This window comes from Streptomyces sp. NRRL F-5126, assembly GCF_000721265.1.
Lineage (GTDB): Bacteria > Actinomycetota > Actinomycetes > Streptomycetales > Streptomycetaceae > Streptomyces.
On the sequence record NZ_JOFZ01000001.1, the window covers coordinates 884,652 to 907,732 of the forward strand.

At 72.8% G+C, this 23,081-nt stretch carries 20 protein-coding genes and 1 pseudogene; 11 read left to right on the forward strand and 10 right to left on the reverse strand.

Features of this window, described 5'->3' with window-relative positions:
• Window positions 1-227 precede the first annotated feature (227 nt).
• The 3 genes from IH48_RS0104065 (at window position 228) to IH48_RS0104075 (ending at window position 4,632) form a co-directional block, all read left to right on the forward strand.
• Entirely contained in the window at window positions 228-2,303 is a 2,076-nt protein-coding gene (locus IH48_RS0104065) for an elongation factor G (RefSeq protein WP_030899138.1), read from the forward strand.
• Window positions 2,304-2,626: 323 nt separating this feature from the next.
• The gene (locus IH48_RS0104070; RefSeq protein ID WP_030899140.1) at window positions 2,627-3,289 is read left to right on the forward strand and encodes a GntR family transcriptional regulator; all 663 of its coding nucleotides are present in this window, start codon (window positions 2,627-2,629) and stop codon (window positions 3,287-3,289) included.
• 2 nt (window positions 3,290-3,291) lie between these two features.
• Window positions 3,292-4,632 (forward strand): MFS transporter, encoded by a 1,341-nt coding sequence (locus tag IH48_RS0104075; RefSeq protein WP_051839145.1) that lies wholly within the window; start codon window positions 3,292-3,294, stop codon window positions 4,630-4,632.
• A gap of 77 nt (window positions 4,633-4,709) precedes the next feature.
• Here the strand turns inward: IH48_RS0104075 and IH48_RS0104080 are convergent, their stop codons facing one another.
• Entirely contained in the window at window positions 4,710-5,534 is an 825-nt protein-coding gene (locus IH48_RS0104080; protein WP_030899144.1) for a maleylpyruvate isomerase family mycothiol-dependent enzyme, read from the reverse strand.
• Window positions 5,535-5,689: 155 nt separating this feature from the next.
• Here IH48_RS0104080 and IH48_RS0104085 point away from each other — a divergent pair, with 155 nt between their 5' ends.
• Window positions 5,690-6,517, forward strand: coding sequence for a carbon-nitrogen family hydrolase (locus IH48_RS0104085; RefSeq protein ID WP_030899147.1), 828 nt, complete (start codon window positions 5,690-5,692; stop codon window positions 6,515-6,517).
• A 705-nt stretch (window positions 6,518-7,222) separates the two neighbouring features.
• Entirely contained in the window at window positions 7,223-8,494 is a 1,272-nt protein-coding gene (locus tag IH48_RS0104090; RefSeq protein ID WP_078849442.1) for an MFS transporter, read from the forward strand.
• Window positions 8,495-8,515: 21 nt separating this feature from the next.
• On the opposite strand, the gene IH48_RS0104095 is transcribed toward IH48_RS0104090, so the two are convergent.
• Together IH48_RS0104095 and IH48_RS0104100 are read right to left on the reverse strand one after the other, a co-directional pair.
• Window positions 8,516-9,010: an LURP-one-related/scramblase family protein gene (locus IH48_RS0104095; RefSeq protein ID WP_030899151.1), complete on the reverse strand. Its 495-nt coding sequence runs from the start codon at window positions 9,008-9,010 to the stop codon at window positions 8,516-8,518.
• Window positions 9,011-9,020: 10 nt separating this feature from the next.
• Window positions 9,021-9,728, reverse strand: a complete 708-nt coding sequence (locus IH48_RS0104100; RefSeq protein ID WP_030899153.1) for a phosphotransferase — start codon at window positions 9,726-9,728, stop codon at window positions 9,021-9,023.
• A 46-nt stretch (window positions 9,729-9,774) separates the two neighbouring features.
• On the opposite strand from IH48_RS0104100, the gene IH48_RS0104105 reads away from it, so the two are divergent.
• Entirely contained in the window at window positions 9,775-11,658 is a 1,884-nt protein-coding gene (locus IH48_RS0104105; RefSeq protein ID WP_051839056.1) for an NHL domain-containing thioredoxin family protein, read from the forward strand.
• A 6-nt stretch (window positions 11,659-11,664) separates the two neighbouring features.
• Here IH48_RS0104105 and IH48_RS0104110 read toward each other — a convergent pair whose 3' ends face one another.
• The 3 genes from IH48_RS0104110 to IH48_RS0104120 form a co-directional block, all read right to left on the reverse strand.
• Window positions 11,665-11,889 carry a DUF6458 family protein gene (locus IH48_RS0104110; RefSeq protein WP_030899156.1) on the reverse strand — a complete coding sequence of 75 codons (225 nt, stop codon included), beginning with the start codon at window positions 11,887-11,889 and terminating at the stop codon, window positions 11,665-11,667.
• Window positions 11,890-12,018: 129 nt separating this feature from the next.
• Entirely contained in the window at window positions 12,019-13,332 is a 1,314-nt protein-coding gene (locus IH48_RS0104115) for a M18 family aminopeptidase (RefSeq protein ID WP_030899158.1), read from the reverse strand.
• Window positions 13,333-13,491: 159 nt separating this feature from the next.
• A complete protein-coding gene (locus tag IH48_RS0104120) occupies window positions 13,492-14,064 on the reverse strand; it encodes a TetR/AcrR family transcriptional regulator (protein ID WP_030899160.1) in 573 nt (190 codons plus the stop codon).
• Between the two features lie 94 nt (window positions 14,065-14,158).
• On the opposite strand from IH48_RS0104120, the gene IH48_RS0104125 reads away from it, so the two are divergent.
• Window positions 14,159-14,932, forward strand: coding sequence for an oxidoreductase (locus IH48_RS0104125; RefSeq protein WP_030899163.1), 774 nt, complete (start codon window positions 14,159-14,161; stop codon window positions 14,930-14,932).
• Window positions 14,933-14,964: 32 nt separating this feature from the next.
• Window positions 14,965-15,330, forward strand: coding sequence for a VOC family protein (locus IH48_RS0104130; protein ID WP_030899166.1), 366 nt, complete (start codon window positions 14,965-14,967; stop codon window positions 15,328-15,330).
• 16 nt (window positions 15,331-15,346) lie between these two features.
• On the opposite strand, the gene sigJ is transcribed toward IH48_RS0104130, so the two are convergent.
• Window positions 15,347-16,294: an RNA polymerase sigma factor SigJ gene (gene sigJ, locus IH48_RS0104135; protein ID WP_051839147.1), complete on the reverse strand. Its 948-nt coding sequence runs from the start codon at window positions 16,292-16,294 to the stop codon at window positions 15,347-15,349.
• A gap of 175 nt (window positions 16,295-16,469) precedes the next feature.
• Between sigJ and IH48_RS0104140 the strand changes: the two genes are divergently transcribed.
• A complete protein-coding gene (locus IH48_RS0104140) occupies window positions 16,470-16,976 on the forward strand; it encodes a nuclear transport factor 2 family protein (protein ID WP_037840830.1) in 507 nt (168 codons plus the stop codon).
• A gap of 29 nt (window positions 16,977-17,005) precedes the next feature.
• On the opposite strand, the gene IH48_RS0104145 is transcribed toward IH48_RS0104140, so the two are convergent.
• The gene (locus IH48_RS0104145; RefSeq protein ID WP_030899175.1) at window positions 17,006-17,704 is read right to left on the reverse strand and encodes a scabin-related ADP-ribosyltransferase; all 699 of its coding nucleotides are present in this window, start codon (window positions 17,702-17,704) and stop codon (window positions 17,006-17,008) included.
• An 83-nt stretch (window positions 17,705-17,787) separates the two neighbouring features.
• A pseudogene (locus IH48_RS37590) lies at window positions 17,788-18,904 on the reverse strand (methyltransferase).
• A 671-nt stretch (window positions 18,905-19,575) separates the two neighbouring features.
• Between IH48_RS37590 and IH48_RS0104160 the strand changes: the two are divergent.
• The gene (locus IH48_RS0104160; protein WP_030899178.1) at window positions 19,576-20,328 is read left to right on the forward strand and encodes a hypothetical protein; all 753 of its coding nucleotides are present in this window, start codon (window positions 19,576-19,578) and stop codon (window positions 20,326-20,328) included.
• A 135-nt stretch (window positions 20,329-20,463) separates the two neighbouring features.
• On the opposite strand, the gene IH48_RS0104165 is transcribed toward IH48_RS0104160, so the two are convergent.
• Window positions 20,464-22,290, reverse strand: coding sequence for an acyl-CoA dehydrogenase (locus IH48_RS0104165; protein WP_030899180.1), 1,827 nt, complete (start codon window positions 22,288-22,290; stop codon window positions 20,464-20,466).
• A 228-nt stretch (window positions 22,291-22,518) separates the two neighbouring features.
• Between IH48_RS0104165 and IH48_RS0104170 the strand changes: the two genes are divergently transcribed.
• Window positions 22,519-23,007, forward strand: a complete 489-nt coding sequence (locus IH48_RS0104170; protein ID WP_030899182.1) for an SseB family protein — start codon at window positions 22,519-22,521, stop codon at window positions 23,005-23,007.
• Window positions 23,008-23,081: the final 74 nt, after the last annotated feature.

Below are 23,081 nucleotides of genomic sequence, written 5' to 3' on the forward strand. Positions count from 1 at the left end.
CGCGCCCGCTGGTGCACTGTCCCCGGCGAGGGCGCCTCACCGGGGAAGCGGCCGGAGGAGCCCGCGCGTGACGAGCCGTACCGGCGCCACAGCGGTAGCAGCGGTACGAGCAGCCCGAGAAGTGCGGTCGACCGAGGAGATGTCCATGCGAGGAGCGTTCGCGACCACCCACGAGGCCCGCCAGGGCCTGCCGGCCGTCACGCTCTCCTCGAAGGAAACCAGCCTCCTTGCCTACGCTGAACCTCGGCATCCTCGCGCACATCGACGCGGGTAAGACCAGCCTCACCGAGCGCCTGCTGCACAGCGCCGGCGTCATCGACACCGTCGGCAGCGTCGACGCCGGCTCCACCACCACGGACACGCTGGCGCTCGAACGGCGGCGCGGGATCACCGTCAAGTCGGCGGTCGTCTCGTTCCCCGTCGGCACCACGACCGTCAACCTGATCGACACGCCGGGCCACCCCGACTTCATCGCCGAGGTCGAGCGCGTGCTGTCCGTGCTGGACGGCGCGGTGCTCGTCGTCTCTGCCGTCGAGGGCGTACAGGCGCAGACGCGCGTGCTGATGCGCACGCTGCGGCGGCTGGGCATCCCCACGCTCGTCTTCGTCAACAAGATCGACCGCGCGGGCGCGCAGGGCGCCGGAGAGCGGCTGCCGGCCGCGCTCGCCCGCCGCCTGGGCACGTCGTTCGTGCCGCTCGGCCGGATCGCCGCGGCCGGCGGCCCCGGCGCCGCGTACGTGCCGTACGGGCCGCACGACGCGGACCACGCCGCCGCGCTGGCCGAGAGCCTCGCCGACCAGGACGACGAGCTGCTCGCCGCGTACGTGGCGGACGAGACGTCCCTCACGTACGGGCGTCTGCGCCGTGAGCTCGCGGCGCAGACGGCGCGCTGCCTCGTCCATCCCGTGCTGTACGGGTCCGCGATCACGGGCGCGGGCGTCGACGCGCTCGTCACGGCGGTGCGCACGCTGCTGCCCGCGGCCGAGGGCGACCCGTGCGGGGCGCTGGCGGGCACCGTCTTCAAGGTCGAGCGCGGCCGGGGCGGCGAGCGGATCGCGTACGCGCGCATCGCCCGGGGGACGGTACGGGTCCGCGACCGGCTGCGGTTCGGCGCGGACGGGGAGGGCGGCGAGGGCAAGGTCACCGGGCTGTCCGTCTTCGACAACGGCGCGGCGGTGCCCGCGGGGGAGGTGCGGGCGGGCCGGATCGGCACGCTGCGGGGGCTCGCGGACGTGCGGATCGGCGACGCGCTCGCCCCGGCGGGCGACGCGCCGGCAGACGCACGTACCGGTGCGTCCGGCGCGGAGACGAGGGCGTCCCGCGGGTTCTTCCCGCCGCCGACGCTGGAGACGCTGGTGGTGCCCGCCCGCGACGCGGACCGTGCCGCGCTGCACGCCGCGCTCGCGGAACTCGCCGAGCAGGACCCGCTGATCGGCTACCGCAAGGGCGAGTTGCGGCGCGGCGGCGCCCAGGACCTGTACGTCTGCCTCTACGGCGAGGTGCAAAAGGAGGTCGTGCGGGAGACGCTCGCGGACGACTACGGCATCGGCGTCACCTTCCGCGAGACGACGGTGATCTGCCGGGAGCGGCTCGCGGGCAGCGGCGCCGCCTTCGAGGTGAAGTCGCGTGACGGCAACCCGTTCCTGGCGACGGTGGGGCTGCGCGTGGACCCGGCGCCGGCCGGCTCGGGCGTGGTGTACCGGCTCGGCGTCGAACTGGGCTCGATGCCGTACGCGTTCATGCGGGCCGTGGAGGAGACCGTGCGCGAGACGCTGGAGCAGGGGCTGTACGGCTGGCGGGTGACGGACCTGGCGGTGACGTTGACGCACACCGGGTACAACGCCCGGCAGAGCCACGCGCACGGGACGTTCGACAAGAGCATGTCGAGCACGGCGGGCGACTTCAGGAACCTGACGCCGCTCGTGCTGATTGACGCGCTGCGCGCGGCGGGCACGCGCGTCCACGAACCCGTGCACCGGTTCAGGCTCGATGTGCCGTCGGACACGTACGGCGCGGTGCTGCCGCTGCTCGCGCGGCTGGGCGGCGTGCCGGACGCGCCGGCGGTGACGGGTGCCACGACGACCGTGGAGGGCCGCGTGCCCGCCGCGTCCGTGCACGCGCTTGAGCGGCGCCTCGTGGGGCCGACGCGCGGCGAGGGGCTGCTGGAGACGGCGTTCGACCACTACGCGCCGGTGCACGGCACGCCGCCGGTGCGGCCGCGCTGGGACGACGACCCGCTGGACCGCCGCGCGTACCTGCTGCGGGTCGTGCGCCGCGTGCGGCACGGAGACGCCGGCGCGTGACGCCCCGGCGCGTTCGCCGGCCGATTGCGGCCGGCCCCGAGCGCCGGGGCCGCGCCCTGGCGACCGCGCGGCGGGTTGCCCGCCTGGCAGGTGCCACGGCAGACCCGGCCGTGCAGGAACCGGGCACGCGGCGGGTCACGGACCCGAGCGCGGGGCCCTCCACGCCGGGCCCACGGCACGTCCGCGGGACGGCCCGTCGCGCACCGGCCGGGGCGGGCGTCGCACGGCCGGGGGACGAGCCCGGGTGCGGCACGCCGCGGGCGCGGCGTCCACATCCCGGACGGCCGTGCCGCTTGCGTCCATGTTGTATCTATGCTGTGCGCATGCCATCCGCGCCCGTCAGACCGCCAGCCGCAGCCGACCGTGTGTACAGCCATGTCAAAGAGGGGGTACTGGCGCGCCGTTACGAGGGCGGGACGCTGCTGACCGAGGGCGAGCTCGCCGAGGCCGTCGGCGTCTCCCGCACGCCCGTACGCGAGGCGCTCCTCAAGCTGGAGGTCGAGGGGCTCATCAAGCTCTACCCCAAGAAGGGCGCGCTCGTGCTCGCCGTCTCGGCGCAGGAGATCGCCGACGTCGTCGAGACCCGCCTGCTGGTCGAGGAGTTCGCGGTCCGCAAGGTCCTCGGGTTTCCCACGCCACCGGTGCGGCTCATCGCGCGCCTGGAGGCGCTGCTGGACGAGCAGCGTGCCTGCGCGGTCACGGGCGACCTGGCGGCGGTCGCCGCCGCCGACCGCTCCTTCCACCTCGAGATCGTGCGCACGGCGGGCAACGAGATCATCTCCAAGCTCTACGACCGGCTGCGCGACCGCCAGCTGCGCATGGGCGTCGCCGTGCTCGAGGCGCACCCCGACAGGATCGCCACGAACATCGCCGAGCACACGGAGCTGCTCGACGCGATCAGGACAGGCGACGCGGAGTTCGCGGCCGGGCGCGTGAACGCCCACCTCGGCAGGGTCTCCACGCTGGTGCGCGGGGAGGGCAGGTGACGATACAGCCCGCCGCCGCGTCCGGGCGGCCGGGGACGGCTGCCCTGTCCCTGCCGGGTGATCCCCCCGGCGGCCGCCGCGCCGTCTGGGTGTGGGGCATCGGCGTCTCCGTCTACTTCGTCGCGGTCATCTTCCGCACCAGCCTGGGCGTCGCGGGCCTGGACGCCCAGGAGCGCTTCCACGTCGGCGCCTCGGCGCTCTCGACGTTCTCGATCCTGCAGCTCCTCGTCTACGCGGGCATGCAGATACCCGTCGGCCTCCTCGTCGACCACCTCGGCACGAAGAAGGTGCTCGCCCTCGGCACGGTGCTGTTCACCATCGGCCAGCTGGGCTTCGCGCTGTCCCCCTCCTACGCGGCGGCGCTGGCGTCCCGCGCGCTGCTCGGCTGCGGCGACGCGATGACGTTCATCAGCGTGCTGCGGCTGGGCACCCGCTGGTTCCCGGCGCGGCGCGCGCCGATGATCGCGCAGATCGCGGCGCTGTTCGGGATGGCGGGCAACCTCGTGTCGACCGTGGTGATCGCCCGCACGCTGCACGGCCTCGGCTGGACCGCGACGTTCGGGGGCAGCGCGCTCGCGGGCGTCGCCGTGCTGGCACTCGTGCTGCTGTTCCTCAAGGACCACCCGGAGGGCCACGAGCCGCCCCCGGCCTCGGAGCGCGGCGGCCTCGGGCTCGGCTACGTGCGGCGGCAGATCGCGGCGTCCTGGCGCGAGCCGGGCACCAGGCTCGGCATGTGGGTGCACTTCACGACCCAGTTCCCCGGCATGGTCTTCCTGCTGCTGTGGGGGCTGCCGTTCCTCGTCGAGGCCCAGGGCCTCTCCCGGGCCACGGCAGGCGAACTGCTCACCCTGGTCGTGGCGTCCAACATGGTGATCGGCCTCGTCTACGGGCAGGTCATCGCGCGCCACCACGCGGCGCGGCTGCCGCTCGCGCTCGGCACCGCGGGAACGACGGCGCTGCTGTGGGCCGCGGCGATCGCCTACCCGGGTCCGCACGCCCCGATGTGGCTGCTCGTCACGCTCTGCGCCGTGCTGGGCGCCTGCGGGCCCGCGTCGATGGTCGGCTTCGACTTCGCCAGGCCGGCGAACCCGCCGTCCCGTCAGGGCACGGCGTCCGGCATCGTCAACATGGGTGGTTTCACGGCGTCCATGACGACGCTGCTCGCGGTGGGTGTGCTGCTCGACGCGACGGGCGACAACTTCCGCATCGCCTTCTCGTCGGTCTTCTTCCTCGAAGCCCTGGGCGTCACGCAGATCCTGCGGCTGCGCGCCCGCGCCGCGAAGCGCGAGCGCGAGCACCTGGTGGCGAGCAAGGTCGAGGCCGTGCACCACGTGCCCGTGTAGGACGGGGCCTGCGATGAGGCCGCGTCGCCCGCCCCGGGGCGACGCGGCCTCATCGCGCCACTTCGTGCCGTTCCCGGCTACTTCGTGACGGCGAAGGCGGCGAGGATCGCATCCGCGAGCTCCTGGTCGCCGTCGACCTTGACCCGGTCCGCGACGGCCGCGGGCCTCACCCGGCCGCAGGCCAGGCGGAAGTACGTCTCCCAGTCCAGCACGAGCGTCACGGCGGGGCCGAGGGACGGAGCGCCGTCGACCGTGCCGCGGCCGTCCGCGTCGACCCTGACCGTCCGCATGAACTCGATCGGGCCGTGCACGTCGAAGACGACCGCCGAGTTGGCCGGCGCGCCCGCGTCCTTGGCGACGACCTTGGGCAGCGCCGCGACCAGCGTGTCCCGGGCCACGTACGCGCCGGGGGAGTCCAGGCCGCCCGGCTCGCCGAGCGCCGTGCGCAGGTCCTGCTCGTGCACCCACACGTCGACCGCCCGCAGCTGCATGGCCCTTTCGAGGGTCTGCTCCGTGCCGAGGGGCGCGCGGACCATCGTGCCGGGCTCACGGCTCTCGTTGCGCAGCTGACGGTTGCGGCGGATGATCGTGTACTCCAGCTCGGCGGTCATCTCCGGCGAGGTGTGGTGGCGGCGCACGTCGACCTGCATCTCCATGTAGCGGGAGAGCTCGTCCGTCACGTGGTACAGGTCGCGCGGAAGCGTGTGGATCGGCCTCGGGTCCCCGAGCATCTCGCTCTCCATGCCGATCACGTGCGAGACGATGTCCCGAACGGACCAGCCGGGACACGGCGTGCGCCTGTTCCAGTCGGGCTCGTCGAGCGGCTGCACCAGGGCGGCTATCGCGTCGACGGAGTGGGTCCAGGCATCGGCATAGTTCTGGAGGCTGGGATGGACGGTCACGTGACCCCTCGGCGGTTCTGCGGTTCGCGGGCTGTCTGGCGGGCTGTGGGCGAGCGGCAGGCCCTAAGTTACGCTGCCCGATGGCACCCCGGCAGTGCTTTCGTGTGACGATCGTAGGCCCGTGTTGACGGATCGAATGCCAGGACGGTGGTACTGTGCGCGCCTCGCTCCTCCAGATCGCGGTAGAACCGGACGAACCGGTCGATTCGCGCCGCGCCCGCGTGGCCGAACTCGTCCGCGCACAGCGCGGCGCCGACCTCGTCGTCCTCCCCGAGTTGTGGCCCGTCGGCGCATTCGCTTACGAATCCTTTGCCGACGAGGCGGAGTCGGTGGACGGGCCGACGTTCGCGGCGCTCGCGCCCGCGGCGCGCGACGCGGGGGTGTTCCTGCACGCCGGGTCGATCGTCGAGCGGGCCGCCGCGGGCTCTTCCGGGGCCGGTGACCTCTACAACACGTCGCTGCTGATCTCGCCCGAGGGCACGCTCGTCCGCACCTACCGCAAGATCCACCGCTTCGGCTTCGACCGGGGCGAGGCCACGCTGATGAGCGCGGGCCGCGAGATCACGACGGCGGGCGCGGCGGGGGCCGTTCTCGGCCTGGCGACCTGCTACGACCTGCGTTTCCCCGAGCTGTTCCGCGGCCTCGTGGACGCGGGCGCCGACGTGCTGGTCGTCCCGGCGGGCTGGCCGGCGCGCCGCCGCTCGCACTGGACGCTGCTGGCGCGGGCGCGGGCCGTCGAGAACCAGTCGTACATGCTGGCCTGCGCGACCGCGGGCACGCACGCGGGCGTGGAGCAGTCGGGGCACAGCATGGTCGTGGACCCGTGGGGCGAGGTGCTCGCGGAGGGCGGCACGGGCGAGGAGGTCCTGACGGTGGACCTGGACGTCACGGCGGTGGCCGCGACGCGCGAGCGCTTCCCGGCGCTCAAGGACCGCCGCCTGGGCCTCCCGACACCGCCGCGGCCGCCCGCCCCGGCGGCGTAACAGCGCCGCAGGCGCGGGTGCACGGCGGCGCGCGGGACTCGCCCCGCCGCCCCGGCGTGGCGACGGGCGGCGCGCCGGCCGGCACCGCCGAGCGGTCTCGCGACGCCGGTGCCGTCGGGGCCGGGGCCAGGCCCCAGCAGCCCCGTTGCTCCCGCATCCGGCCCGTGGCCCCGCGTCCCAAGGCGACCGGCACGCCGGCGGCGTAACAGCCCCGTAGGCGCGGGGGCGCGGGGCGCGCGGTCCGGTGGCCCGCTGCTCCCGCGTCCCCAAGGACCCGACGCGCCGGCGGCGCGGGGCGGTCCCCGCCCTGCGGGCAGTTGCGGCCCGGTAACCCGGGCGCAGAGGCCGCCGAGCGACCTCGCGACGCCGGTGCCGTCGGGGCCCGGGCCCCGGCAGCCCCCTGCCCCCGCGTCCCAAAGCGACCGGCACGCCGGCGGCGTAACAGCCCCGCAGGCGCGGGGGCGCGGGGGCGGGCGGCCTCGATGCCGGGCCGTACCGGGCCCGGCAGCCCCGCGACTCGGCGGCTCCGCCGCCCGCCGCCGCTCGGTGCGAGATACGTCACGGTGCTGTACGGGCCGATACGGAATGTGCGGCCCTCCCCGTCTGCTGCACTGGACGGGGGCCACCCGCGTCGGCCCCTGTTCTCGCGTGCGCCGGGCAATGGTGCTCAGCCGACCGCCCACTCCGGAAGGTTCCCCTGCCGCCATGCCCTTGGCACTGCTGGCCCTGGCTGTCGTCGCGTTCGGCATCGGCACGACCGAGTTCGTCACGATGGGGCTGCTGCCCCAGATCGCTGACGGGGTCGGCGTGTCCGTGCCGCACGCCGGCAACCTCGTCTCCGCGTACGCGCTCGGCGTCGTCGTCGGCGCTCCCCTGCTGACCGGCATCGGCGCCCGCATACCGCACAAGCGGCTGCTGCTGCTCCTGTCCGGGCTCTTCATCGTCGGCAACACCGCCTCCGCGCTCGCCCCGAACTTCGGGCTGCTCTTCGCCGCCCGGGTGCTCGCGGGCCTGCCGCACGGCGCGCTGTTCGGCGTCGGCGCCGTCGTCGCCTCCCGGCTCGTCGCGCCGGGACGCGCGGCGCGCGCCGTCGCGACCATGTTCCTCGGCCTCACCGTCGCCAACATCGTCGGCGTGCCCGCCGGCACGGCACTCGGCCAGCAGTTCGGCTGGCGGTACGCCTACTTCGCGGTCGCCGTGATCGGCCTGATCGCGTTCGCCGCGCTCGCCTTCCTCGTCCCGCACCAGCCGCGCGGCACGCAGTCCGGCATCCGCCACGAGCTGCGCGCCATGGGCAACCGGCAGATCGCGCTCGGCCTGATCACCGCCGTCGTCGGATTCGGCGGGTTCTTCGCCGTCTACAGCTACCTCGTGCCGATGCTCACCCACCTGACCGGCCTCGCCGACTCCTCGACGACCTGGGTGCTGGCGCTGTACGGCGTCGGCATGACGCTCGGCACGCTCGTCGCGGGCCCTCTCACGGACCGCGCCCTGCGCCCGACGCTGTACGCGGGGCTCGTCCTGCTCGCCGGGGCGCTGGTGACGTTCTACTTCACCGTCCACTCCACGGTGCCCGCGCTGATCACGATCGCTTTCATCGGGGCCGTCGGCTCGCTCATCACGACGCCCGTCCAGATGCTGCTGATGGCCAAGGCCGAGAACGCGCCGACCATGGCCGCCGCCTCGAACCACTCGGCCTTCAACCTGGCCAACGCGGGCGGCGCCTGGCTCGGCGGCCTGGTCATCTCGGCGGGCTGGGGCTGGGCATCGCCGACCCTGGTCGGCGCGGTGCTCGCCATGGCCGGGCTCGGCCTCGCCATCACCGGCGGCGTCCTGGACCGCGGCAGCCGCCGGTCGCCCGTGGTCGCCAGGTCGGCCGGGACGGCGACCGGTCCCGGAGCCGGGGCCGGAGCCGGGGCGGGGCGGCCGCCCGCGCAGGGCCGGGAGCCGCAGGACGCGCAGGAGCCCACGCGCTGACGGCCCCCGCCGGGCCCGCGGCTAGTCGCCAGCGCGCTCCTTGTCGTCCATGCGGATCACGCACACCGCGACCGCGAGCAGGAGCGCGTGGTCCGCGTCCTCCCGCACGACGTTGACCCCGTACGTCTCGCGCACCGTCAGCCAGCGGCGGGACACCTCCGCCAGCAGTTCGCCGTCGTACTCGATCGCGAACTCGCGGTCGAAGATCTTGCCGCTGACGTCGAGCTCCGTGCCCTCGACCAGGTCGACGCGGTAGTGGTTGCGCAGCAGCGAGAACCGCTTCTTGTGAATGGTCGCCAGCGGTTCGCCGTCCCGCTCGATCGTCATCGAGTCCCGCAGGCTGAACATCTTCTCGCGCAGCGTGATCAGGATCCGGCCGGAGGTGTCCTTGATCTCCAGGGTGTCGCGCAGCCGCAGCGCCTTGCCGTCGACGAGGAACGCCTTGCGGCCGTGCTCGTCCTCGATCCAGTAGTCGTCGCCAATGCCGAAGATCCGGTCCCGTACTTGGTATTTCATGCGGCCATGCCTACCCGGCCGCATGCCCGGTCTCCCACACCAGGGCCGCCGCGTCGTCCAGGCGCGCCAGTTCGGCCGCCGTCATCGTCGGGTTCGCCAGGCGGCGGGCCACCGCGCCGGCGAGTGTTTCACGTGAAACCGGGGCCTGGGCCAACAGCGCCTCCAACACCGTCCGCACCGTGGGCCCCGCCTCCCGCGCCACCCCGAAGTCGCCCACCACGACCTGCGCGAGGATCAGCGCCGACATCGCGCGGTCGAGACCCGGGTCGCCCTCCTCGGTGTTCGACCAGTCGATCACCATGGGCCGGTCGCCTGTGAGCATCACGTTCTCGGGGTGCAGGTCCAGATGGAGGATCCGCCCGGTGCCCAGCCGGGACGGCACGGCGTGCAGCCGCCGCAGCAGACGCGCCAGCAGCGCGCCCGCCTCCCGCGGCTCGGTGTCCCCCGCCAGCAGGGACGCGGCGAGCGTCGGACCCGTCAGCCTCCGCATCACCAGGTCGGCGACCGCACCCTTGTCGCGCCGCGGACGCACCTCGGGCACGGGGTAGCCGTGCCGTCGCAGGTACGTCATGACCTCCGCCTCACCCGAAGCGTCCAGCCCGCTGCGGTAACGGCGCAGCACCCAACCGCCGTTGTCGCTGTCGTCCAGGGCGTAGACGTCGGCGTCCCGCCCGGCCCCCAGGAGCCTGCCCGGCTCCGCCCGCTCCCCTGTCCCCATGGCCGCGAACCTATGCGAACCACGACGTCATGGCACCCTTGACTCCATGAACGACCCCGCCTCCGCGCCCGCACCCCGCCGCGCCCGCGTCCGTGCCCCCGAGCTGATCGGCAAGGGCGGCTGGCTCAACACCGGTGGCAAGGAACTCTCCCTGGCCGCCCTCCGCGGCCGCATCCTCGTGCTGGATTTCTGGACGTTCTGCTGCGTGAACTGCCTGCACGCCATGGACGCCCTGCGTGATCTTGAGGAGGCCCACAAGGACACCGTCGTGGTCGTCGGCGTGCACTCGCCGAAGTTCGTGCACGAGGCCGAGCACGCGGCCGTCGTGGACGCCGTCGAGCGGTACGAGGTGCGCCACCCCGTGCTGGACGACCCCGAGCTTGCGACGTGGAAGCAGTACGCGGTGCACGCCTGGCCGACCCTCGTCGTGATCGACCCCGAGGGCTACATCGTCGCCCAGCACGCCGGCGAGGGGCACACCCACGCGATCGAGCAGCTGATCACGGAGTTGGAGGCCGAGCACGCGGCGAAGGGCACGCTGCGGCGCGGCGACGGGCCGTACGTGGAGCCCGAGCCGGTCGCGACCGACCTGCGCTTCCCCGGCAAGGCGGTCGTCCTGCCCGGCAGCGGCCACTTCCTCGTCTCGGACACGACCCGCCACCAGCTGGTGGAGCTCGCCGAGGACGGCGAGAGCGTCGTACGGCGGGTCGGCAGCGGCGAGCGCGGCTTCGGCCCCGGCGCCTTCCGCGAGCCGCAGGGCCTCGCCCTGCTGCCCGACGGGACGGTGGCCGTGGCGGACACCGTCAACCACGCGCTGCGCGCGTACGACCCGGCGACCGGCGCCGTCACGACGATCGCGGGCACCGGCAGGCAGTGGTGGTGGCACGAGTCGCCCACCTCGGGCCCGGCCACCGAGGTGCCTCTCTCGTCGCCGTGGGACGTCGCGTGGTGGCAGGACCGGCTGTGGATCGCGATGGCGGGCGTGCACCAGCTGTGGACGTACGATCCGGCCGCCGGCACGGTCGAGGCCGTCGCGGGCACGACCGGCGAGGGCCTGGAGGACGGCCCCGCGGAACAGGCGCTGTTCGCGCAGCCGTCGGGGCTCGCCGTCGCGGGCGACCGGCTGTGGGTCGCGGACTCCGAGAACAGCGCACTGCGGTACGTGGAGCGCGGCCAGGACGGCTCGTACACCGTCGGTACCGCCGTGGGGCTCGGCCTCTTCGACTTCGGCCACCGCGACGGCCCGGCGGGCCAGGCGCTGCTCCAGCACCCGCTCGGGGTGACCGCGCTGCCGGACGGCTCGCTCGCGATCTCCGACACCTACAACCACGCGCTGCGCCGCTACGACCCGGCGAGCGATGAGGTCACCACGCTCGCCACGGACCTGCGGGAGCCGTCGGACGCGGTCCTCGTGGGCGACGACATCGTCGTGGTGGAGTCGGGCCGGCACCGGCTGACGCGGCTGCGCCTGCCCGACGAGGCGGTCCGGGTGGCAGCGGTCGCGCACCGCACCCGGCGGGCCGCGACGGACGTGGCGCCCGGCAAGGTCCGCCTCGACGTGGTCTTCTCCGCGCCGGGCGGGCAGAAGCTGGACACGCGGTACGGGCCCTCGACGCGCCTGCTGGTGTCGTCGACGCCGCCCGAGCTGCTGCGGGAGGGCGAGGGCGCCGGCACGGACCTCGTCCGCGACCTCGTGCTGGCCGACGGGATCGGCGAGGGCGTGCTGCACGTGTCGGCGATGGCAGCGTCCTGCGACGACGACCCGGCGATCGAGTTCCCCGCCTGCCACGTCCACCAGCAGGACTGGGGCGTCCCTGTGCGCGTCACCCCGGACGGCACGGGCCGCCTCGGGCTCGTACTCGCGGGAATGGACGCGGAGAGCGCCGGGGCCGGCGCGGGTCCAGAGGGCGCCGGGGCCGCCGACGCCTGACGGGCGTCAGAGGATCGGGCCGTGGTGGTGGTCGCGCTCCACGACCGTCTCCTCCAGGACGGCGCCGCGCCTGCGGCGGGCGATGCTGGTGATGGTCGCGATGCCGATGATCCCGACGGCCATGAGGATGATCCCCACCAGGTCGAGGTTCACCCCTTTCATGTGCCAGTCGGTCGCGAACGTGAGGATCGCGCCGATCGCGATGAGTGCGATGCTTCCGCCTATGCCCATGAGTCCCGCCTCCTGTTACGAGTGGTGGCCTTCCGGGCCTCGGCCCCGACTTGCGGGGACTTGACCTCGGTTACCCCACGAGGGAACAGGCATGCGGGCGGCGGCTCCTGGTATCGCGTCAGCCGACTGTCAGCCCTCCAGGAACGCCGTCAGCGCGTTCGCCAGGTGGAACGGGTCGTCCGCGCCGCACAGTTCGCGTGCGCTGTGCATCGACAGGATGGCCACACCGATGTCGACGGTCGTGATGCCGTGGCGGGCGGCCGTGATCGGGCCGATCGTCGTCCCGCAGGGCATCGCGTTGTTCGACACGAACGACTGCCACGGCACGCCGGCGCGCTCGCAGACCTCGGCGAAGGCCGCGCGGCCCGCGCCGTCCGTCGCGTACCGCATGTTGACGTTGACCTTGAGGATCGGGCCGCCGTTGGCGCGCGGCTGGTGCGTCGGGTCGTGCCGCTCGGCGTAGTTGGGGTGCACGGCGTGGCCCGTGTCGGAGGAGAGGCAGACGGTGCCCGCGAAGGCGCGCGCCCGGTCCTCGAAGGTGCCGCCGCGCGCCAGCACCGAGCGTTCGAGCACGGTGCCGAGGAGCGGGCCGTCGGCGCCGGTGTCCGACTGGGAGCCGTTCTCCTCGTGGTCGAAGGCGGCGAGCACCGGGATGTACGGGAGGTCCGCGCCCGCCGTCGTCACGGCGGCGGCGAGGGCTGCGGTCGCCGCGTGGACGGACAGGAGGTTGTCCATCCGCGGGCCCGCCACGAGCTCGCGGTCGCGGCCCAGGTAGGCCGGCGGCTCCACGGGGTAGGGCATGAGGTCCCAGCCGACGATGTCGTCCGCCGCGACGCCGACCTCGTCGGCGACGAACGCGAGCAGGTCGCCCTCCTGCGCGTCGCCGAGGCCCCAGACGGGCTGCATGTGGCGCTGCCGGTCCAGCTTGAGGCCGTCGTTGTTGACCGACCTGTCGAGGTGCACGGCCAGCTGCGGGACGCGCAGCACCGGACGGTCGACGGTGACGAGCCGGTCGCTGCCGTCGCGCAGGGTGATCCGCCCCGCGAGGCCGAGGTCGCGGTCGAGCCAGGTGTTCAGCAGCGCGCCGCCGTAGATCTCCACGGCGACCTGGCGCCAGCCGTGCACGCCGGTGTCGGGCAGCGGCTTGACCCGCAGGTTGGGCGAGTCGGTGTGGGCGCCGATGATGCGGAACGGGGTGTGGGCGCTCGCACCCTCCGGCACGTACCAGGCCACGATCGCGCCGCCGCGCAGCACGTACCTGCCGCCCGCCGTGCCGTCCCAGGCGTCGGTCTCGAAGACCTGCCGGAACCCTGCCTTCTCCAGGCGGGCCGCGGCGTTCGCCACCGCGTGGTACGGGGACGGCGAGGCCGCGAGGAAGGCCATCAGGTCGTCGGTGTGGCCGCGGTCGAACGGCTCGGTGGGGCGGCCGGCGGAAGTGCTCATGGAACTCACCCTAACGAGGGGTGACGAGACCACGGCCGACCTCACCGGTTCTCTTCCCCGCGCTGCAGCTTCCGGAGGGGGTGACGAAACGGGCCAATGCCCTGAGCACGGCCAATGCTCGCACCGCACCTGCGCGTGGGGCCTGTGCGCGGCGCGCCGTTACGCGCCGCCCGCCGCTCCGTGGAGCAGCCCGTCGTGGAGGAGCGTGGCGATGGTGACCGCGTCGTCCTGCCATCCGGCGGCACGCATCCCGCAGATCCCGCCGAGCGCCCGCAGCACGACGCGGCCGCCGACGCCGTCGCGGACGACGCCCGCCGCTCTCCCGGCGGCGAGCAGTTCGTCGAGCGCGGCCGCCATCCCGTCCCGCGCCTCGTCGAAGACCGGCGAGTCGGTCGCCATGATGCTCTCCAGCGCCTCGCCCATGCCCCTGCCGACCGCCGCGTGCTCCACGAGCAGCAGGAAGAAGGTGCGCAGCGCCTCTTCGGGCGCCTGCTGTTCGAGCAGCCTGGCGGGCGTCGCGCAGAGCTCGGCGACCTCCTGGCGGTAGACCTCCGCGATGAGCGCCTCGCGGGTCTCGAAGTGGCGGTAGAGGGTGCCGATCGCCACGCCGGCCCGCCGGGCGATCTCCTCCACACCCACGTCGCCCTCGGCCAGGAACGCCTCCCTGGCCGCGCCCAGGAGCGCGTCGCGGTTGCGGCGCGCGTCGGCGCGCAACGGACGTGATGACGGCAACAGTCCTCCCTAAGGTGAGTCGGACTCCGTTTCCCTGTACAGTTTCCGGAGTCCGACTCACCTTATCGCCCACCGAAGGAACGCGACCATGACCATGACCATGGACGACGAAGGCCTGGCCGGGCTGCGCGTGCTCGTGACAGGTGGCAGCCGGGGCCTCGGCGAGGCCACGGCGCGCCGCTTCGCCGCGGCGGGCGCCACCGTTGTGGTGGCCTCGCGCACCCGTCCGGCCGACGACATGCCCGCCACGTTCATCCCCGCCGACCTGCGCTCCGACGAGGGGGCCCAGGCGCTGGCGCGGCGCGTGCTCGACAGCGTCGGCGGCGTGGACGTGCTGGTGAACAACGCCGGAGCGACCGGCGGCCCCGTGCCGACACTGCGGCGGCCCGACGCGTCCTGGCTCGCCGACCTGGAGATGAACCTGCTCTCCGCGGTCCGGCTCGACCGCGCTCTCGTTCCCGGGATGGCCGAGCGCGGGTCCGGCGTCGTGATGCACGTCTCATCGATCGCGAGCCACCTCCCCCAGCCCGCCGAGGCGTCGTACGCCGCGTCGAAGGCGGCCCTCAACGCCTACAGCCGCGAACTGGCCACGGCGGTGGGCGAGCACGGCGTGCGGGTGGTGTGCGTGCTGCCCGGATTCGTCGTCACCGAGGGGGCCGCCGAGCACCTGCGGAAGATGGCGGACAGCCAGGGAACCGGCGTCGAGGACGTCAAGCGCCGACTCGTGGACCACCTGGGCGTGCCGATGGGACGGCCCGGCGAACCCGAGGACGTCGCCGAAATGATCACGTTCCTCGCCTCACGCCGCGCCAAGTGGCTCACCGGGGCCCAGTTCCGGGTCGACGGCGGCATCATCCCCACGGTCTGAAGCACGGGCACTCATGCGAAACGGAGAATCCGATGGCCATCACCCTCACGTCCCTGGTCCTTGACGCCGCTGACCTGGAGAGCGAGAGCTCGTTCTGGCACGGACTGCTCGGCGGCACGATCACGCGCACCCCGGCCCACCACTTCCTGGCGGCCGGCGGCCTCCCCGTGATCGTGATCCAGCACGCCCCGGAGCACACACCGCCCCGGTGGCCCGAAGGCGCGCCCCAGCAGGTGCACTTCGATCTCGCCACGGACGACATCACGGCCGCCGACGGCCGGGCCCTCGCCTCCGGCGGCCGCCGCCTGCGCCCGGCCGGCGGCCCCGGCCCGGATGCCACCGGCTCCCGCGTGTACGCGAGCCCGGCGGGCCACCCGTTCTGCCTGCGCAGCGCGTAAGCATGCGGGCCGCCCGCTACCCCCAGGCGCGGAGCTTCGCCGGGTTGCGGATGGCCCAGAGCCGCTGGATGCGGTCGTCGGCGATCTCGAAAGCGAACACCGCGACCGTCTTTCCCCGGTCGGTGGCGACCAGTCCCGGCCTGCCGTTGACGGTTCGTTCCAGCAGGTTCAACGTGCCGGCCCGCCTGGCGAGTCCGACGAGGGACCGGGCGATCTCGGCGCCGCCCTCGACGGGCTTCAGCGTCGCGGCGACCCGGCCGCCGCCGTCGGCTGTCGCGGTCGCCGACGGGTCGAGCAGTTCGACGAGCGCCCGGATGTCCTGGGCCTCCCACGCCCGCTTGAAGTCGCGGACGACCCGCGCGCGGGCGACACCCTGCGCCACGGCCGGCCGTGCCGTGACCGGCTGTGAGTCACCGACGCGGCGCCGGGCCGATGACGCGAGCTGGCGGCAGGCCGCCGGCGTGCGTCCGACGATCTCGGCGATCTCGGTGAACGGGTAACGGAACACGTCGTGGAGCAGGAAGGCCACCCGCTCGGCAGGGGTCATCGAGTCGAGCACGACGAGGAAGGCCATGTCGACGGACTCGTCCAGCGTGACCAGGTCCGCCGGGTCGGCCGCGGCGCCCGACCGCCTGCCGGGCCACTCCACGGCATCGGGCACGGGTTCCGGGAGCCACTCGCCGACATAGCGCTCGCGCCTGACCCGGGCCGAGCCGAGCAGGTCGAGGCACACGCGGCTCACGACGGTACTCAGCCACGCACCCGGTGAGGCGATGGCGTTCTGCCGCTGCGGGTCGAGCGCGTACCAGCGGGCGTAGCCCTCCTGGACCGCGTCCTCCGCGTCGGCGAGCGAACCGAGCAGCCGGTAGGCGAGGTTGATCAGCGGCCGCCGCTCGTCACCGATCGCGCGGCGCCGTGCGGCGTCCTCGTTGTGGCGGCACGGCTCTGCTTGTTCCGGACGCATGTCCATGGCGCGCGCTTCCCCCTGCTCGCAGTGTCCTTCTCCCGTTCGACGAACCAGCGGTCCGAAGTGTGAGCCCGCCCCCACCATCGGCCGGCCTGACATCCAGGCCGCCCGTTTCGTCGGAACAACGGAACGCCGGAACAAGTGATCCGGCAACGAAAGGCAGGCAGAAGCAATGACCGACTTCCACACGATCGCCGATCGCGTCGCGATCGACGCCCTGCGCGCGGAGTTCACCGACGCGGCCATGATGAACGACCACGAGCGGCTCGCGGACCTGTTCACGCCCGACGGCGTCGTCAGGATCCCGGACGCCGGCATCGAGGCCGTCGGCCGGGAGGGGCTGGTCGCCCTGGGCAGGCAACGGGAGGGCCGCATGGACCTTTTCGTCCAGACCACCCACCCGGGAACGGTCCGGTTCGGCGAGTCCGGCGAGGACACCGCCTCCGGCCGGGCGTACATCAGCGAACTGATCCGGACACGCGACGGCCAATCGCACCGGAATCACGGGATCTACCACGACACGTACCGGCGCACGGCGGACGGATGGAAGTTCACCGAACGCGTCTACGAGATCCGGTACCTCGACACCACGCCGCTCGGCGGATCCTCGCCGGCGGGCAGGGCTCAGGAGGGGTCACCGGGACCGGCGACCACCTCGGGCAGCCGTCCCACGGCCTGAGTCATCGGGACGGCTGCCCGTTCCGCAGATCAGCGCGCGAGTACGAACGTGGGCTCGAAGTGGTGGTTGGTCCGGCAGCCGAGGTTCTCGTACGTGTTGACCTTGGTGTCCGGGTCCGTCTTCACCAGGTGGTACTTGCAGGCCCGCTTGATGTCGGTGCCCTGGATCCCACCGGGGAAGTCGATCTCCTTGTTCCAGAGGTAGGGGGACTTGTAGCCGTCGAGATGGGCCGTGGCGTTCACGTCGATCCCGCCGGGAGCCTCGATCTCGTAGACCCATCCCGTCTTCGCCGCGCCGTAGGTGGCGAACTTCTCCGCCACCCACTTCTCGCAACTGGTGCTGACGTGCGCGGTGTTCTGGCCACCGCCCTTGACGATGTACTCGGCCAGCGGGGTGACCGCGTCGCCTCGCGGAGTGAAGCCGTCGTCGAAGATCTGCTGCACGCTCTCCCGGGTGTCGCCCCGCCACAGGGAGTTGGCGTCATCGCGCCACTGCCAGTGCTCGTTCTCCGAGGCCTTCCTGATGGCCGGGAAGATGGACGGGGACGTGGTGGTCCGCCACCAGTCCGAACTGCGGAACGGCCCGACCGGCCCGCAGGGCCCGGTGTCGGGGGCCGGGGCCGCCGCCCGGGGGGCGGCGGGGCCGCTTGCGTCCGCCGGGGCGGTGATGGCCAAAGAGGCGACGGCGAGAGAGGCGGCGGCGGTGACGCGCAGAACTGCCTTCAGCATGGAGAGAGCCCATCAGGTGATCAACAGGACGAGCTCTTTCTACAACGGGCATTGAGCGTGAATACGGACGAAACGATTCACCGTCACCCCTCCGGGCGAAACTCCCTCGCGATCGTGTTTCGCGGGTCGTGAAGCCAGACCTCATGCCCCTCGGCTGTCACGGTGAGACCGAACGCGTCGGATGTGGGCGCGCCTTCGCGCACGTACGCGCGGTGCCCGGCCTCGATCTCCGACCACAGGTCCCGGACCCCGTACCGCACCACCTCGCCGGCCGCCGCCGTGGCCGCCGAACCGTCCGCGGCCCGCGCCCACACGCGTACGCCGTCCTCGGTCCCGGCGTGCTGGAGGGACACGCCCGGAAGGCGGGCGCCCAGGTAGAGCGCGGCGCCGAGCGACAGCAGGGCGGCCGGGTCCAGGTCCGTCGCCGAGGCGCGGGCCGTGGAGCTGTCGACGTCCGCCTCGCCGCCGTCACCGCGCTGGTCGCGCATGAGCATGTACGAGGCGCCGCCGTGGAACCGCCCCTGTGCCGTGCCGTCCGGACTCCGTACCAGCGCCACGACGGCCCCGCTCCAGAACTCGCGGTGGAGCGGCAGGACGAGACGGCCGCCCGGCCGCAGTTGCCCGACCCACGCGTACGGGACGCGCCGGACTGCGCAGGTCGAGACAATCCGGTCGAACGGCGCGGCCTCGGGCCACCCGCGACCGCCGTCGCCCTGCCGCAGCCGCGGCGCGTGCCCGGCCCGGGCGAGGTTCTGGGCGGCGAGACGGGCCAAGGACGGGTCGAGTTCGATCGAGTGCACGAGGTCGTCGTCGCCGAGACAGCGGGCCAGGAGCGCGGCGATGCCCGGACGCGGTGCCGATCTCCAGGACCCGGTGTGACGGGCCGAGTTCGAGGAGACCGAGCATGCGCGCCACCATGCTGGGCTTGCTGTTGGAGGACGTGGCGAGGGCGGGCCCGCCCTCGGCGCCGTCGTCCACCTGGATGACGACAGGTTCGTCCGAGGCAACGAGAGGCCACCACTCGGCGGCGCCGACGGGCTCGCAACGCTCGGGTCCCTGGCGCCAGACGCGGTCCGGGATGAACAGGTGGCGGGGCAGCTCCTGCCACACCGCGCGCCAACGCGGGCTCAGGAGACCGCGCTCGTCGAGCGAACGGACGAGCGCGGCATGGCCCCCTGTGGCGTCAGGGGTGATCGGCATGCGTCAGCCCTCGGTCGCCTTTTCCCCGCCGCCGTCCGAGGGCCCCGAGGGCCCGGACCCGTCCGGGGAGGGCGGTGTGGGCGGCGGACTCCACGGCCTGTCGGACGGCTCGCCGCCGTGCTTGCCGGCTTCCGCTGCTGCCGTGCGTTCCACAGGAATTCTCCTTGTCTCGTGGTCGTGGTGCGGGACTCCCGGCGTGGGGCGGCGACACCTCCAGATCGCGGTGACGCCGTGCTGTTCGCAGTAGGCGCCGAAGCACTGCGTCATGGCATGCGCCTCTCGGCGCAGCCCGGGCAGGCGCGGAGGAAGAGGCGGGTGCCGTCGATGTCCTGCCGCTCGCCCAGGTCGACGGCAGTACACGTCGACAAGGGGCTGCCGCAGTACGCGCAGGCGCCGCCTCGGCGCTGCTCGTCCGTGAGCGAGCGGATCTCCACAGGACGTGGGCAGCTGTCAGACGTCGCGCGGAGCCGGAGCCGGAGCCGGAGTCCGGCACTCGGCGATTCCGGTTCGTCGTCCCGCATCGGGGTCATGTCGTACAGCCTGTAGTCGTCACAGGAAAACGATCGCGCGGACACGGAGAGTGGCGCGACGCCTGACGGGGCGTCAAAGCGACGACAGAGGGGACGTCATTTCGGTGTCATTACAGGCACGTTGGGGGCTACCGTATACCTATGAGCACGCCGAACACCTCGCTCCGTGCCGTGCGCATGGGGATGATGATGTCGCAGGACGACTTCGCCCGCGCCGTACGCGACGTCGGGACCCGGGCGGGACAGCCGAACGACGCCAACAAGAGGCTCGTACAGCGCTGGGAGTCCGGCACCACCACCGCGCCCCGGCCCGTGTACGCGCGCGCTCTGGAAGCCGTGACGGGCCTGCCGATCGAGGCCCTCGGCTTCTCCATGGTGCCGACCGCACGGGTCTCGGACGACGGGCAGGGCGGCCACGACATGGAGGAACGGCCGGCGGGCGCCACCGCACCGGCTTCCGGCGGGCCGAAACGCGACCCGCGAGCCACGCATTCGGGGGTGTGGCTGTCGCGGTACGAGTACTTCTCCAGCGGACGCGACGCGGCGTTCACCGGTCTGCACTACGTGGTGCTGCTGCAACACGGGCATCGGCTTTCCGTGCGCAGCCTGCCCGGGTCCTCGGGCTCCCCGTTGACCATGGACATGGAGCTCGACGGCCACGTCGTAACGGGCACGTGGACCGAGCAGACTGCCCCGGAGGGCTACTACCGGGGGGCCAGGTACCACGGCGCCATCCAGCTCCTGGTCGAGCCGACCGGCCGCCGGATGCGCGGCAAGTGGGTCGGCTTCGGGAAGGAGTTCGACATCAACACGGGGCCATGGGAGCTCGTGTTCCACGACGCGTCCACGGCGCGGGCGACGCTCGACTCGTACAACCGTCCGCCGGACGTCTGAGTCCCCAGGCGGCGCCAGAGAGCCCAGCCGGCGCATGTGCCGCCGGAAACCAGCGAGGGGGCGCCCCCACCGGCTGGTGGGAGCGCCCCCTCGGGGCAAGCGCGCGGGCCGGCCGGAAGGGCCGGCCCGGGTGCGTCAGAACGCGGACTCGTCCAGCTCCATCAGCGAGGCGTCCACGCCCTCCGCCAGCTGCCGCTGCGTCGTGACGTCCGGCAGGACGTTCGCCGCGAAGAACTTCGCCGCCGCGATCTTGCCCTGGTAGAAGGGCACGTCCTTCGCCGCCGCCGTCTCCAGCTTCTCCGCCGCCACGGCCGCGCCGCGCAGCAGAAGGTAGCCGACGATCACGTCGCCCGAGGCCAGCAGCAGGCGCGTGGTGTTGAGGCCGACCTTGTAGATGTTCTTGACGTCCTCGCCGGTGGCGGTGAGGTCCGTGAGCATCCTGCCCACGATGGCCTCCAGGTCGGCCGCTGCCTTGGCCAGCGACTCCCGTGCGCCCGCGAGGTCCGAGCCGCCGGTGGAGACCGCGAGGAACTGCTTGATCTCCTCGGCCAGCGTGTTCAGCGCCACACCCTGGTCGCGGACGATCTTGCGGAAGAAGAAGTCCTGGCCCTGGATGGCCGTGGTGCCCTCGTAGAGGGTGTCGATCTTCGCGTCCCTGATGTACTGCTCGACCGGGTACTCCTGGAGGTAACCGGAGCCGCCGAACGTCTGCAGCGACTGCGCGAGCTGCTCGTACGACCGCTCGGAGCCGTAGCCCTTGACCACGGGCAGCAGCAGGTCGTTGAGGCCGTGCAGCGAGGACGCGTCCTCCTCGGCGGCCTCCTTCGCGGCGATCTCGTCCTGCACGGACGCCGTGTAGAGGACGAGCGCGCGCATGCCCTCCGCGTACGCCTTCTGCGTCATCAGCGAGCGGCGCACGTCGGGGTGGTGGGTGATGGTGACCTTGGGCGCGGCCTTGTCCGTGAACTGCGCGAGATCGGGGCCCTGCACGCGCTCCTTGGCGTACTCCAGGGCGCTCAGGTAGCCGGTGGAGAGCGTGGCGATGGCCTTCGTGCCGACCATCATGCGGGCGAACTCGATCACGCGGAACATCTGCCTGATGCCCTCGTGCTTCTCGCCGACCAGCCAGCCCTTCGCCGGCACGTCGCCGCCGAACGTCATCTCGCACGTGTTGGAGACCTTGAGCCCCATCTTGTGCTCGACGTTCGTCGCGCGGACGCCGTTGCGCTCGCCGAGCTCGCCGGTCTCGGGGTCGAAGTGGTACTTCGGCACGAGGAAGAGGGACAGGCCCTTGGTGCCGGGGCCCGCGCCCTCGGGGCGCGCGAGCACGTAGTGGAGGATGTTGTCGGAGAGGTCGTGCTCGCCGGACGTGATGAACCGCTTCACGCCCTCGATGTGCCACGTGCCGTCGTCCTGCCTGACCGCCTTCGTGCGGCCCGCGCCCACGTCGGAGCCCGCGTCGGGCTCGGTCAGCACCATCGTCGAGCCCCACTGCTTCTCGACGGCGAGCGCCGCGATCCTCTTCTGCTCCTCGGTGCCCTCCTCGAAGAGGACGCCCGCGAAGGCCGGGCCCGAGGAGTACATCCACACGGCCGGGTTGGCGCCGAGCACGAGCTCCGCGTACGACCAGATCAGCGAGCGCGGCGCGGTGGTGCCGCCGATCTCCTCGGGCAGGCCGAGGCGCCAGTACTCGGAGTCCATGAAGGCCGCGTACGACTTCTTGAAGGCGTCGGGGAGCGGCGCGGTGCCCGTCTCGGGGTCGAAGACCGGCGGCGTGCGGTCGCCGTCGGCGAACGACTCGGCGAGCTCGTGCTCCGAGAGCCGGGCGACCTCGCCGAGGATGCTCTTCGCGGTCTCGACGTCCATCTCGGCGAAAGGACCGCTGCCGTACAGCTTCTCGCGGCCGAGCACCTCGAAGAGGTTGAACTCGATGTCGCGGAGGTTCGACTTGTAGTGCCCCATGGCCACGGCTCCGTAAGGCTCGCGAGGACGCCCGGCGGTTTCGGGGCTTCCTCAGACGTGTATCCGGTTCTGCGGACGTATCCGGTTCTGCGCGCAGCGTGCGGCATCCTGCGGCACGCTGCTTCTCCGATGATGCTACCCGTCGGTAATAAGAGCAACCCCGGCCCGGCGGGTGTGACGCTTCTCCCGCCCCCACGCGGGCGGTCGTTCCTCAGTATTCTTGCGCGCATGTACGGCTACGAGCAGACGCCTGGCGCCCAGCAGCAGTACGCCTCGCCGCATCACCAGCAGCACCAGCAGCACCAGCAGCAGCCGATGGGCGGCGGCTACGGCGAGCAGCCGCTGTACCCGGAGCCGTCCCCTCCGTCGCTCACGGACGCCGTCAAGGCGTTCACCACGGGCGCGCTGTCCGCGGAGGACTTCCAGCAGATCTTCTCGACGTCGAAGGTGTACTGCCCGCGCGGCGACGGCCCCGGGTTCCTTGCGCTGCACAACACGCAGCAGCCGGTGATCCCCATGTTCACCACGCTGAAGGAGCTGCGCAGGTACGCCGGCAAGGACTCGAAGTACTTCGTGATCACCGGCTCCGAGGTGATCGACCTGCTGCCCACCGGGTACGGCTTCGTCCTCGACATGGACGGCGAGCACCGGATGGTCTTCGACGCCAAGGCGGTCGAGCAGATGGTCGACTACGCGATGCGCCGGATGTACGGGTGACCGGCCGAGACGTTCCGTGCGACCCCGGAGGGGCCCGTGTCCGCGAGGGCACGGGCCCCTTTCGGGTCCACGGG

Excerpts from the sequence above, each read along its gene's own strand:
- IH48_RS0104070 (WP_030899140.1), top strand. The coding sequence starts at position 2,627 with ATGCCATCCGCGCCCGTCAGACCGCCAGCCGCAGCCGACCGTGTGTAC.
- IH48_RS0104090 (WP_078849442.1), top strand. The coding sequence starts at position 7,223 with ATGCCCTTGGCACTGCTGGCCCTGGCTGTCGTCGCGTTCGGCATCGGC.
- IH48_RS0104095 (WP_030899151.1), bottom strand. The coding sequence starts at position 9,010 with ATGAAATACCAAGTACGGGACCGGATCTTCGGCATTGGCGACGACTAC.
- IH48_RS0104100 (WP_030899153.1), bottom strand. The coding sequence starts at position 9,728 with ATGGGGACAGGGGAGCGGGCGGAGCCGGGCAGGCTCCTGGGGGCCGGG.
- IH48_RS0104105 (WP_051839056.1), top strand. The coding sequence starts at position 9,775 with ATGAACGACCCCGCCTCCGCGCCCGCACCCCGCCGCGCCCGCGTCCGT.
- IH48_RS0104110 (WP_030899156.1), bottom strand. The coding sequence starts at position 11,889 with ATGGGCATAGGCGGAAGCATCGCACTCATCGCGATCGGCGCGATCCTC.
- IH48_RS0104115 (WP_030899158.1), bottom strand. The coding sequence starts at position 13,332 with ATGAGCACTTCCGCCGGCCGCCCCACCGAGCCGTTCGACCGCGGCCAC.
- IH48_RS0104125 (WP_030899163.1), top strand. The coding sequence starts at position 14,159 with ATGACCATGGACGACGAAGGCCTGGCCGGGCTGCGCGTGCTCGTGACA.
- IH48_RS0104130 (WP_030899166.1), top strand. The coding sequence starts at position 14,965 with ATGGCCATCACCCTCACGTCCCTGGTCCTTGACGCCGCTGACCTGGAG.
- sigJ (WP_051839147.1), bottom strand. The coding sequence starts at position 16,294 with ATGCGTCCGGAACAAGCAGAGCCGTGCCGCCACAACGAGGACGCCGCA.
- IH48_RS0104140 (WP_037840830.1), top strand. The coding sequence starts at position 16,470 with ATGACCGACTTCCACACGATCGCCGATCGCGTCGCGATCGACGCCCTG.
- IH48_RS0104145 (WP_030899175.1), bottom strand. The coding sequence starts at position 17,704 with ATGCTGAAGGCAGTTCTGCGCGTCACCGCCGCCGCCTCTCTCGCCGTC.
- IH48_RS0104160 (WP_030899178.1), top strand. The coding sequence starts at position 19,576 with ATGAGCACGCCGAACACCTCGCTCCGTGCCGTGCGCATGGGGATGATG.
- IH48_RS0104165 (WP_030899180.1), bottom strand. The coding sequence starts at position 22,290 with ATGGGGCACTACAAGTCGAACCTCCGCGACATCGAGTTCAACCTCTTC.
- IH48_RS0104170 (WP_030899182.1), top strand. The coding sequence starts at position 22,519 with ATGTACGGCTACGAGCAGACGCCTGGCGCCCAGCAGCAGTACGCCTCG.